Source organism: Methanosarcina baikalica (assembly GCF_031461075.1).
Classification (GTDB): domain Archaea; phylum Halobacteriota; class Methanosarcinia; order Methanosarcinales; family Methanosarcinaceae; genus Methanosarcina; species Methanosarcina baikalica.
On sequence record NZ_JAVKPK010000021.1, the window covers coordinates 42155 to 54469 of the forward strand.

At 38.6% G+C, this 12315-nt stretch carries 12 protein-coding genes; 2 read left to right on the plus strand and 10 right to left on the minus strand.

Annotated elements, in window-relative coordinates; all coding sequences use genetic code 11:
• Positions 1-160: 160 nt before the first annotated feature.
• From RG963_RS06910 to RG963_RS06930, 5 genes are all read right to left on the minus strand, one after another.
• Positions 161-1168, minus strand: coding sequence for a type II glyceraldehyde-3-phosphate dehydrogenase (locus RG963_RS06910; RefSeq protein WP_310575537.1), 1008 nt, complete (start codon positions 1166-1168; stop codon positions 161-163).
• Positions 1169-1568: 400 nt separating this feature from the next.
• Positions 1569-2024 carry a PAS domain-containing protein gene (locus RG963_RS06915; protein WP_310575538.1) on the minus strand — a complete coding sequence of 152 codons (456 nt, stop codon included), beginning with the start codon at positions 2022-2024 and terminating at the stop codon, positions 1569-1571.
• A 204-nt stretch (positions 2025-2228) separates the two neighbouring features.
• Entirely contained in the window at positions 2229-2702 is a 474-nt protein-coding gene (locus tag RG963_RS06920) for a PAS domain-containing protein (protein WP_310575539.1), read from the minus strand.
• A gap of 374 nt (positions 2703-3076) precedes the next feature.
• On the minus strand, positions 3077-3265 hold the full coding sequence (locus RG963_RS06925) for a CooT family nickel-binding protein (RefSeq protein ID WP_310575540.1): 189 nt from the start codon (positions 3263-3265) through the stop codon (positions 3077-3079).
• Between the two features lie 190 nt (positions 3266-3455).
• The gene (locus tag RG963_RS06930) at positions 3456-4337 is read right to left on the minus strand and encodes a damage-control phosphatase ARMT1 family protein (RefSeq protein WP_310575541.1); all 882 of its coding nucleotides are present in this window, start codon (positions 4335-4337) and stop codon (positions 3456-3458) included.
• A 272-nt stretch (positions 4338-4609) separates the two neighbouring features.
• Here RG963_RS06930 and RG963_RS06935 point away from each other — a divergent pair, with 272 nt between their 5' ends.
• Positions 4610-6130, plus strand: coding sequence for a sulfatase-like hydrolase/transferase (locus RG963_RS06935; protein WP_310575542.1), 1521 nt, complete (start codon positions 4610-4612; stop codon positions 6128-6130).
• 15 nt (positions 6131-6145) lie between these two features.
• Here the strand turns inward: RG963_RS06935 and RG963_RS06940 are convergent, their stop codons facing one another.
• Positions 6146-6433 (minus strand): acylphosphatase, encoded by a 288-nt coding sequence (locus tag RG963_RS06940; protein ID WP_310575543.1) that lies wholly within the window; start codon positions 6431-6433, stop codon positions 6146-6148.
• Positions 6434-6526: 93 nt separating this feature from the next.
• Between RG963_RS06940 and RG963_RS06945 the strand changes: the two genes are divergently transcribed.
• Positions 6527-7567 (plus strand): methionine synthase, encoded by a 1041-nt coding sequence (locus RG963_RS06945; protein ID WP_310575544.1) that lies wholly within the window; start codon positions 6527-6529, stop codon positions 7565-7567.
• 616 nt (positions 7568-8183) lie between these two features.
• Here the strand turns inward: RG963_RS06945 and RG963_RS06950 are convergent.
• From RG963_RS06950 to RG963_RS06965, 4 genes are all read right to left on the minus strand, one after another.
• Positions 8184-8525 carry a winged helix-turn-helix domain-containing protein gene (locus RG963_RS06950; protein WP_310575545.1) on the minus strand — a complete coding sequence of 114 codons (342 nt, stop codon included), beginning with the start codon at positions 8523-8525 and terminating at the stop codon, positions 8184-8186.
• Positions 8526-9810: 1285 nt separating this feature from the next.
• A complete protein-coding gene (locus RG963_RS06955; protein WP_310575546.1) occupies positions 9811-10212 on the minus strand; it encodes a hypothetical protein in 402 nt (133 codons plus the stop codon).
• A gap of 485 nt (positions 10213-10697) precedes the next feature.
• On the minus strand, positions 10698-10853 hold the full coding sequence (locus RG963_RS06960; protein WP_310575547.1) for a DUF1328 family protein: 156 nt from the start codon (positions 10851-10853) through the stop codon (positions 10698-10700).
• Between the two features lie 141 nt (positions 10854-10994).
• Positions 10995-11408, minus strand: coding sequence for a PRC-barrel domain-containing protein (locus RG963_RS06965; RefSeq protein ID WP_310575548.1), 414 nt, complete (start codon positions 11406-11408; stop codon positions 10995-10997).
• Positions 11409-12315 lie beyond the last annotated feature (907 nt).

Sequence of the window (12315 nt, forward strand, 5' to 3'; positions counted from 1 at the left end):
TTAAATTAAAGGTTCCAAATTCTGTTATCCGGATATAGAATTAATCAGGATTCAGAATTTTTGGTTTTTTGGATATAAAGCATCCAGATTTTACAAACAGGACTCCCGATGTTCAGACTGGACACTTGGAGTCCCCAGAGCCTGAGCCTTCCCTAAAGACTTACAGCCCGATAGCTTTATTTGTCTTCTCAATTGATTTTGCACCGTCGCTTTCCAGTTCCATCATGGCCCTGATAGCATCCACATTTTCGGGAACCACTATTGATTCCTGATGGATAGCCTGGAAGAAATAGAACTCCTTCTCGTGCACTGTTATGGATTCCGCCCAGATGCAGTTCTCCCACATATCATTTCGGGGGCGCCTTATATCCCTGGCAAACTCTATAATTTCGGCTGTTGACGAGATACCCTGCCCTACGAAACGAATCCTGGACTGTGAACCGAAAATTTTCTTGATATCGTCTGCAGTGCAATCGGTATTGACTTCCATATTCACGGTGTGTACGTGCATTAGAGTTGTCGGGATTTTCAGAGCTGCAGTTGTGATGTCAATCTGGGGGAGCACACTTCTTACATCAGGTCCGTGATGGGACGGAAGCTTGATGGGATCAGGTACGATTGCATTAATCGGCCCCTTCTTTACATCATTGGGGTCTGCTGCCCTTCTTGCGAGAGTTACCCTTACCTTTTTTACCCCTAATTCTCTGTCTATCGGGGAGATGACCCTGCAAAGCCCGGTAGTATTACAGGAGACGACCCTTACAAGGTCACGGCCCAAAGCCCCCTCATAATTGCTAGCAGCATTGAATGAGAAACCTGCAATTGTATGACTCTCTCCACCCTGCCATATCGCCTTTACTCCGGCTTTCTGATATAGAGGCTTGTTCCCTTCCCCGATTCCCCCAGGCGTGCAGTCCACAACCAGGTCAGCCTTTTCTATCATTTCTTCAATGGTCCCTGCTGCCCGCATTCCTGCCTTCTCAAAAGCTCCGACATTTTCAGCTGGAGCATATATGTCATATCCTAGCTGGTGAGCCACTGCAGCTTCATAATTCGGCTTGGTTTTGGAAATTCCGATAACTTCCATGTCGTCCTGAGCCTGTACGGCATCTGCAACTCTTTTTCCGATGGTTCCGTAACCATTTACTGCAATCTTTGCTTTAACCATTTTATATCATATCCTGTTTAATCCTCTTCTACCCGATTCAAGATATAGTCTAAATCACTAAAATTTAAATTTTTTCCGGATATTAGAATTCCGGGCAGCGGATTATACAATTCCAGAGTATGGGCTTAAATTTAAAGTGTATTCATGAATTTATAACTTTTACTATAAGCTTGAGACATGCGCTGCAAACTGCCCGACATGCGATATAATGATTTAATAGATAAACATTTTTGAATGTTTAGACTTATGCCAGATCCTGTATATCTTAGATCATACTGAGGTCTTAGATCACTGAGGTCTTAGATCATACTGAGGTTATAGGTAAGAATAGATAAATGCTTTTCCCGGGGAGGTATTATTTATTAAATAAACTTTAAGAGAGATCCGGAGCTTCGGGTGCTTACAGATTCTTTTTAGTAAAAGCAAGTTGGAAAATAAAGAGTGCAGAAACTTTTAACTGCAAAAAACTTAATTGAGGAAAACAGTAGAAATTTTCTAATTTCGCTGCCACACTTATTTTGATGGTAAATTCCGTACCTTTATCCTTATTTAATTCCATTTTGCCTTCAAGCTGATCTACAAACTGAGGAATAAAATATTTATCTGCCTGAAAAACAATTCCCTTAAAATTTTCTATGGATGAGCGATATCTTTCTTCGCTTTTTTGTACTCTCTCGTGGGCAAGTTCTCTTTCAGTTATGTCCTTTATTACTCCAAGAAGTTTGTAGGGTTTACCGTCTTTATCCAGAAGGCGTACTCCTCTATCTTCTGCGTAGAAGTGAGTTCCATCTTTTTTCCTGAACCTGAACTCTTGCCTGTATTTTCCCCTTTGTTCTGAATTTTCATGACTTTTCATTAATTCGCTCTCGATCTTCAGGATGAATATATGCGATCCAGACGTCAGGAGGAATGTCCTGGAACACCTTAGACAGACAATCCCGTAACTTCTTCAATAGCACCTTGCAGGCTGCCTTTATTACTTTTGAAGTCAGTCATATACAAGCTGTTCTGTCTGTTCCGTGATAAAACAGTACCTCTCTTCTTTTTCCAGAAGTTTTCTCTAGATTTCATCGCGTTCGGTAATATCCTGCAGTACCGTAAAAAGCCCCAGAATCTCCCCATTTTCATTGCTGAAAGTTGATTTATTTACTAGAAAAAGTCTCTTTATGCCGTCTACACAAATTCCCTCATACTGGTGTGTACTTGTTCCACCCTGTCTCAGGAGTTTTGCATCATCCTTTTCCCATCCTTTTACGTGCTCCAGTAGAGATATCCCATTTACAACAGATCTTTCTGGAAACCTTTCCGCAATCTTTCTGCCCACTTCGAGGAGTTTATGTCCCACAATTTTTTCTTCCGGAAGACCCACAATCTGCCTGGCATAAATTTCATTTACACCAAGATAAATTCCGTTCCTGTCTTTATAGCAAACAGGGTTAAGCATCGTGTTGAGTATTCCTTTTATAAAGTAATAGTTATCTTGAGATACAGACTTAATTTTTGAATTTTTTCGACCCATCGGGAACTCTTTCATATCCTTTTGACCCCTAAACGTTTTAAATCCAGGCTCTCTAAAATTGTTTATTCAGGAAATAGTTTCCAAACTATTGATTCAGTTTTTGTTTTCATAATCTGATGTAAGATATCTATAAAAAATACAGCTATTTTGCAGCTTATTCCAAATTTATTTTTTATAAAACCCAGATTATATTATAATGTGTTTATAAGCAATACCCGGATATATGAATTTATATACGTACCTTTTATCTTTTGTGAATTTTTTATCCATTAAAAATAATCTAGCCGTACAATTTCTCAGAAGCCGAATAAAAGGAAATAAGAAAGTATAGAAAAAGGTAGGGAAAAGCCCAGATCCGGGAAAATAGACAAAAGTAAGAAATAAAATGTTCAGTTTGCAAGGATAAGGGCTTCTCCGCGTGAAAAATTAACTTCCTTGATTGAGCCTGCGATAGTCATTTGATCTCCAAGAATTCCGGTAAGCTGGATTGAATCTCCTTCAACCAAGATCTTTGCCACGGAATCCATAATCCTTTCATGCCTGTCTCCACGAAGCAAGATTACATTGATCTCACACATTTTCTATTTCTCCCTGAAATTTATTCCAGTTTATTCAATTTTGTTGATTTCATTCGAGCATAAATTATGTTTTTATTTTTTATACCTAGTTACAGCGCCTAACGATATAACTTTGTTATTTTTGTCTTATCTACAAGTCATTTAGTAATCCGACAATAAAAGGCTGCCGAAAAATTTATCCGATAAAACCTCATGGACAGTTCATCAGTTTTGCGACGGATAAACCCTGTTCAAGCCCGAGATCTTCAGCCACACATTCGCATTTTGTAAGAAGCATATAAGCAATAGGCCCGAAGTTATGTTCTGAGAGGGTCTCGTAATTGGCCATGCCCTTGCTGATAATAAGGGTTGCGTCCTTCATGGATTTGAGCAGTTCGGCTGGAGCTTCCTCAATCAGGACACCTACAGCGTTTGAGCCGGTAGTCAGGATTCTGTCGACCTTTTTGTCGATTTCGAATTCTCTTACCTCTTCCAGGGTCACATCTGTGAGAATCGGCCCACCCCGGACTACAAGAGTGATCTTTCCACCAAGTTTTTTGATAATATCAAAAACAAGCATATCAAAGAGAATTTCTCCGCAATTATCGGCAATATAAATAACATCCTGCAGAAGCCCGAGCATTTTAGGAGTATCGTCCACATCAAGCCCTTGTTCGAAGTATTTCAGAAAAGCAGCCTCAAACTTGTCTTCACTGGCATCAAAGCCCATAATTCCGAAATCAAAGTAATTCGCAATCACAGATGCCAGCACTGCCCGCCTGAATAGTTCTCTGTCGTCAGGAGAATTTTCATAAATCTTTTCTTTTGCCGCAGGTAGGACTTTCAGTGCAGCCTGGCTAATGAGCTTTTTTGTTACCGCATAAGGATCATTGTCCCCCAGAATCTCATAGCATTTTCTGTGAATCCTGGTGGCTACGGAGGCGGATACTGCTTCAGGGCTGTAATGGTTATTCATAACTCCAAGGCATTCCTTGATGGTCTTGCTTATGAGGTCCTCATCATCCGTAGAAAGCTTAGACTGGAAGTGCACTCTCGAAAGCAGGCAATAGGTACAGCGTGGGTTCATCTTCATGGGAACATTTCCTGTTTTTTGGATCCGGGATAGACTTGCCAGAAAACTACAGATATTTCGCGGCAAATGTTATAGAATTTACTCTTCTTGACAGAGTAGATATTTAAAAATGTAACTGAACCCGGAAAGCATAGAAAAAATCCAGAACATATATATTTTGTAGAATCTATAACTTTAATTAATGAGATCAAACGAGATAAAACGGGATGCTCTGCAGGAAAGTTAACCTGAGAAGACAAATTCTTTATAGCTTGAGTTTAAAATAATTTACAATGATGTCCGCAATTAGAAAATTCAAGCCTTTCCAAGTTCTGTTTTTCCTTACAATACTCTTCATCTTTATCACTTCTCCAGCTCCGGCCTCTGCACTGACCGAATCGGAGGTAAATCCTGTTAATACACCTGAAGGTGTAGTCGTGCTAATTGTGGACGGCCTGAGCGCCCCTTTTATCTATCCGGAGCTTACGCCGCATGCACTTGACGGCACGCCTCTTGAAAAAGCCAGTCTTGAAAATATTCCGAAAATAAATGAGGATAGTGCCAGGATTCTGGAATTCCGTGCCCCTCAGACCTTTACCGAAGGAGGACACTCAGTCCTTGTCACAGGAAATCCGGGTGCAGATAGCGAGTTAGTGAGTTTCAAAGACGCAACTGTTTTTGATGTTTTACACAGGCAAGGTTACCTATGTATTGGGGTGATGGAAAAAGGGGATTCTTGGTCGATTCGCGCCGAGCAGGACGTTATTCTCAGGGACGAAAACAACTCGATAAACAACATGAAAATCGCGCTTGAGCAACAAGAGCAGTCCCCTGATACCCCCGAGATACCTGGAGGACTTTTACAGGTTCTGGAAGAGGCGGCTGACAAAGCGCCCGGATATATCACATCAAAAGAGACGCGTGAAAAATATAGTGGATATGACAGGTGGGGCATCGATACAGCATGTGCTGTTGTTGAGTATATGGCCCGAAACATGCCAGGGAAAAAATACATGCTCACTGTCAATGTAGGAGCAATAGATTCGAGCGGACATCACAGAGATAATTACGGGTATGTAGACTGTATCGAATGTCTTGATGCCGATATCTCCCCACTTTACGAGCTCTGCAAGAAAAATAACCTTGCCTTTGTCCTGACAGCAGATCACGGGATGGGTTTTTCCAAAGATGATTCCAAAGGAGGGCATCAATCCGAAAAATTCTCGAGTACTGAGGAAACCCAACTGGTTCCCCTGATAGTTTATGCGCAGGATATTGAAAGTGGGGTTGTCAGCGGAAAACATGGCCAGGAAGATTTTACCCCAACGCTTCTTGGGGTTCTTGATATTCCAGACAGGCCAAGGTTTGTAGAAGGAAAGCAAATTCTTCTGACAGGGCATGTGAACCTTAAAATAAAACTTCCGGAAAAGGGGTATGCAGAACTCAGGAAGGACGGAAACCTTATCACTTCCCTGAAAAACGATGACCAGTTCGTCTTCCTGGGGCTTGAGCCGGGAAGTACCTATATAGTTAGAGCTGCTCTTGATTCCGGAAAAAGTCTTGAAGAACAGGAAAAAGAGGTCCTTCTTGAAACCGATTCGGTGATAGAATTTATGGAAAAGGGACATAAAAACACGGAAAATGTAAAATCTGATCTCGGTTCCGAAGAAAATACCACTTCTATGGCAGGTTTTTTGAAAGGAAATTCGGAGGCTTCTAATTCGAATTCAAAACATCTGATAGGATATTTTGTGATAGGGCTAGTCAATCTTGCAGGAGTTGCAGCTATTGCAAAAATACTGAAAAAGAACTGAATAAATCAAGGGAAATCAGGGTCTGACTGAAAAGCCGTACACGTTTCCTAAGGCTTCTTTAAAAGTGACATCAACATCTTCCACGTGAGCAAATGTGGGCCCTTTCCGAAGCTCTTTTATCAGAAGCTCGATGGCTTCCTGCCTGCCTTCTGCGATTACAAAAACCCTTCCGTCCCTGAGGTTCACAGGGTTACAGTCCACACCAAAACGTTCGGCAGCGTTTCTTGCAAACCTCCGAAAACCCACGCCCTGTACCCTTCCGGAAACATAAATTTCCGCCCGCACAGTTTCTCCAGAACTCACATCTGGCTATTTTGAATAACCCTGATATATATCTATGGTTATTTCGAGAGCAATTCCAATATCTATAAAACTTCATCTCTCTTAATATCAAGCATGCAGGAGATTATTTTTATCGATGAAGGCAGCCTTCCCACACCTGAGGGTATCACAAGGGAGTGGGTAAAGGCTGTAGCTGAAAATCGAAATGAAGACGAAAAACTCTTTTCAATAATAAGGGAGGCTTTCCAGAGAAAAATTGATGTGGGAGTGCACGTTCCCACGTATCCTCAGTTTAGAGATATGATAGGTCAGTTCCTGGATATCATCAGAGAAGAAAAGAATTGTTATGAACCTTATGTGCTAAAAGAAGAAAATGCAAAGATCCTTGAGCTGGAAATAATTGATGAGGTTGCAAAACAATATAAAAAAGATACAGGAAAGACTCTTGAAGTTAGGGTTTGTATTGCAGGCCCTACAGATATGTATCTTCAGGCTTTCGGGGCAACAGCTTTTGTGGACGCTTATAATATCCTTGCACTGGATATTGAGAAATTCATTAAACAGGCATTTAAAACAGCAAAAAATTTCAAAATTAAAGTTATAGCTCTGGATGAAATCAGCCTGGGATTAAATGATAAGATTCAGTTTTCTGACGCTGACATCATATCGGCTCTTACAGTTGCCTCTACTTATGCTCGGCAGCAGGGAACAGACATGGAGATTCATCTGTATTCCCCATTGAAGTATAAGCTTATATGTGAGACCCCTATCAATGTCATCGGATTTGAGTATGCGGGAACTCCTTCCTACCTGGATCTTCTGGATAGAAAAGTCCTGGAGGATTCAAATACGTATGTAGGAGTCGGAGTATCGAGAACCGATATTTTCAGTCTTATAGGCATTATTAATGAAAAGTATAGAGTTAATGCCTGGAAGGAAAAGGAATATCTGCAAAAAATCGTAACCGAGCTAGAGACTTCAGATGTCATAAAAAAGAGGCTTGAAACGGCTTTTTCCATTCTTGGGGATCGCATAAAGTATGCGAATCCGGACTGCGGACTGGCGTTCTGGCCGGATCAGGACCTTGCTTTCAAGCTGCTTGAGAATACAGCAAAAGCTATTAATGAATTTAATGCAGAAAAGAGGGATCAGTGAATAAATTAAACTGAGTATTAAAAATCACTCTCAGCCTAGATCGACTAAAAGCGATCAGCTTCTTCTGAGAGCGAGCAACACTTTCATATCTTCTTCGATAAGCTTCGCTAATATACATCAAACTTTTCTTCGCTGAAAGAGCGAATGCCACTATTTTTTCGTTTGGATCTGGTTCCCATGCTATCTTAAGGAAATTCTTTAAGTGTCTGAAAATGTTGCTTGCACTCCAGAAAATGGGTACAACACCTATTAATGCGCTTCTGAAGGTTTTTTACCTGTGAAAAATTTTTCTATAGATGCCGAAAATAACAGGAGAGCTGGGAAACTCAATATAAAATAAAATGCCAGCGCGGCACTATAAGTCATGGTATCGTCTTCTATCCATTCCTTTACTGTTCTGGTACAGATTTACTATGTACCCCCAGCTCATATTCTCCTCTAATTTATAATATATTGGACTTTTGAGCTAAACCCAAAACTCAAAATTGCTTCTTTAAATCTTGTATTCTGAATAGCCAATCGAGTTTCTGATCATGGAAAACAGTTGTGAAACTCATACTGATTGAGAATAAAAGTGATTTTGGTATGAGCTCAATAAATGAATTGATCCTAGCTTTCAATTTAGCTTTAATAACCATATGTTACTGGCTTTGTAAGCGTGGATCTTGTCTTCCCTCGCGAGCCAGCCGATGGCCATTATAGCAATTGAGGCATCAAATCCATTTTCAGCAAGATAATTCTTTATCTGGCTCAGGGTACATTCTCCTTTTTCTAGCCTGCGGTAAAGTACGCCTGCGGCTTCTCCGATTTTTAAATTCAGATCTTCTGTATCCATGCTCGATCCTTCCGAAAATTTTTCACTTATAATGCGGTTTAGGGCCGATTCCCCTTCCTCAAGCTTTTGATAAAGCGCTCTGGAAGTTTTTCCAATTTTTGAATTCAGGTCTTCCATATCCATAAAATGTTCCTCCTAAAATAAAAGGTCTCTGATTTTTGCATTTTTTTGATTGAAACACTGAATTTGTAGGCAGAATTCTGTTCAGTCAAACTCAAAATCAGAGATCTTAAGATTTCAAGTGACTATTCAGCTACCATAAAATGAGTCAATTGATACTGATTTTATCTATATGGGTAACCCAAATTAGGATTCAGGATAAAATTAAAAACGGCTTCACTTGACATCAGTTTACAAAATGATATTAAATATAGCATATATCACAAATCACGCAAATTACGGATCTTGATAGTGATTATTGAGTATCTGAATAGTTACGATTTCAATTAAAATGCAATAACCATCATTGGTCAAAATTACACTTTAAATATTTAACGGCTTAATGCTGCCGTTTTTAAGTTCAAATGCGTACAGTCCTATCCTGATTGTAAGATCAAGTTTAATTTTAAGACATGCTCTTAAAGCCTAGGACTGGATTTTCAGCCTGGCTTAGCATATACTTCTAAAATAGAAAAACCGACATTCTCAATGCAGACTCTTTATGCATAAATCATGATCGAATCAAGTCTTGCAGTACCTACCTTTGTCCAGTAATTACAAATGATACAGTACTGGGTCTCGCTGTCTGAGCTTACTTTCAGTTTAGCATGGCATTTTGGACATATTTTTAGACTTTTCGTAAATAAACCCCCTTAATACTAAAATAAATTCTATAGGACTTATGCAGTTTAACTGAGAAATCAATAGCACTACCTTTAACTGTTTAAAACATAAGTTTAAACCACAACTTCTATTATATTTGATTTTGCACATCATGTGTGTAAGTCATATCCTCTATTGTATCCCAATACAGCTGCTCTGTATTAATGCTCCATCAAACACATTCATCAGAACATGAAATTTACCCTCAGACTGTTCTTTCACAATGCGCTCATATTTTACCATTAGATCTTTTCTGTCTCTTCCAGTTCAAATTATAGTAATATTATAATTACTTTAAATTAATTGTACAAAAAATTGTTTTGTGTCAAAACTTGCCTTTAGATTAAAAATTTCACAGCCGACATCGAACCCTAGATGAGATTCGTTATTAACCATAAATGTCATAAAAACAAGGTTAGAAATCACATTTTTTGAAATTTCTACTGGAACTTAAAGGGTATTATTATATGGTAAATTCTTTGATTTATGTATCATATGTGGTCTATGATTTGATGATAATTATTTAATGGCATTAGTACCCTAATACCCTCATTTTTTCAAAGATATTATTCATGGGCTTCAGTTTTTAACCTCCTGCCATATTGAGAAAATAGGTGGCATTTTTATGTACATCTGCGGAAAGTGGCATGTATCTTCCGATCATATTACCCATATTTCCGGTTATATTTCCGGTCATGTTACCCATATTGGTCATGTTTCCATTCATGACTCCAGTCATGTTACATGTCATGTTTCCGGTCATGTTACCCATATCAGTCATGTTTCCATTCATGACTCCAGTCATGTTACCGGTCATGTTACCCATATCGGTCATGTTTCCATTCATGGCTCCAGTCATGTTACATGTCATATTCCCAGTCATGTTACCCATGTTTCCGGTAATATTAAATATCGTATCGTTCTCTCCAGTCTGCGCTTGCGTGAACCCCAGAGAAAAAGCCAAGAATAACACTAGTGTAGCGTCCATAGCAAAACGTCGTATAAAATCGATTGCAACTATTCAGAATCATTGAATCTTTAAGGATTGACGCGACACTAGCAAAGAAACTATCAATTTCATTTTCATTTTTTATCCCCATATAAAAATTAGATCATTTGGGCCAACGGTATGAATTTACCCAATTAAATAAAAATGGATTTAAAATACTCAATATAATAATAGAGAGCTGGTTTATGAATAGGCGATTTCTATTAACTATTTACCCTCTGCAGATGTCTGACAAATTTATTCATTTTCATCGCTAATATCTAAATATCGAAAACATCGAATTTTGATTTAGATTTCGTTATTCTTTTTACAACGCATTCTCTTGACCATCACGGAATCGTTTGTAGTAAAAGCAAGCTTTTCAATTGTCCTGTTTTCACTGTCAATCGCCTTTAAATGAGTTCTCAGTACTTTGAGAATCGCAATTTGGGGTGTTATTTCATCATATATTCATCAACTTACTGTTAAATACGCCCATAAAAAAACGAAATAATAGCGAGTATAACAAAGATTATGACGAGCCACCTTGCAATCTCCATAGAGAACCCGGCAATTCCCCGTGCGCCCAGTACATATGCAATCAATGCTAATACTAAAAGGGCTACTGCAAGTCCTATCAAATCAATTATGTTTCATTCCCCCTGTGGTTATTTTAACCGATAACTTAGAATAGTTTTCTTCTTAGTAAAGCGGTTAATGTATTCTCTTTCAGGCTGAGTGGCTTGAGATATGGGAGACATTAAAATGTCTCCCGAGTATGTTTACAGTTTCCTTTCCATTTTCTCTCTCTGTGTCTCTGTCTGACCCGGCAACTCTACCTGCCAGTAAGGTTTGTGGCCATAATAATTGTACATGCTGCCAAGCCACCCACGGTTAGTTGTAGGCCAGTTATCTTTATCAAAGCCCTCTGCCTTTTCCAGGACTTCTTTATCGACGTTAAGGAGGAAGGAATGCTCGTGCGGCCTCAGTGACAGGGCCCCCCAGGGAATCGCAAATAGCTTATTGCCCATACCCAGAAATCCGCCAAAAGAGAGTACTGCATATGCTACTCTTCCATCTTCGAGATCTATCATTAACTCTTCAATCTTCCCGAGGTCCTCTCCGGCTCTATTGACAACCTTATCCCCTTTTATCGTGCTTGCTGACAAAAATTGTGGATTCTCTCTGCTTACCATATTTCCAACTCCTAGAATTTCAAGAGATATACATTTTAAAGCCTGTGTCCTCAACACAACTTCAAAATCTCCTCCCCAATTAATATTATATTTGAATCTACTTAAAAACTAACAGCAATTATCAGTTTTGTAGAATATAAATGAGTGGGATAGTCTTCTCGAGAAGCTTCTCCAAAGAAACCATTTATTTTATTTTTTTACGCTTCCTTCTGCGGTTTTTATCGGTTCGGCTTCTTTTACATCTTCCTTTGTAGATTCTACTTTCTTATTGTCTATCATATATTCCACTCCTTTGTTTTTTACCGGCATTGTTTTTAAAATGCTGGCTAATCTTACTTCAAATAATATTATTATTACATTAAACGAAAAATCTAGTTATAATAGGCCATCAAAATACCATGACTCGACAATATATGATATATATCGAGAACATATTCTATAGACATTCGTATTTATATATATATGTATGGATTCACTAAATAATTTTATATTTAAATATGTTGTATTAATGAGTACTATAAACATTTGAACATGTATTTTGATGGATTTGTTCAAAGAAAATAAATTTGTTTCTAACGTTGGTGTTATCAATATGGACATAGAAAAAAAGGGTTCCGTTGCAAAAAAATATTTCTGCAATTTGACACTATAATTTTCACCTTTATGTGTCATTTTCTTCTTAATAAAAAGGATTAACTTTCCTAATTGTGAAGATTTTCACTGATTCTGTAAAAAAGCCGGATTTTTGCAACGGAACCGAAAAGAGAACATTTGTGGATAGCGACATTTACCTTAAATGTCGCTATCATAACGGTTTAGAGTCTTTTTTGTCGACCTTGTAGTGGTTCCCAAAGATTCGGATTAGAAGCTACATTTTTCGCTACATTTTTTATATTTTGCATTACAA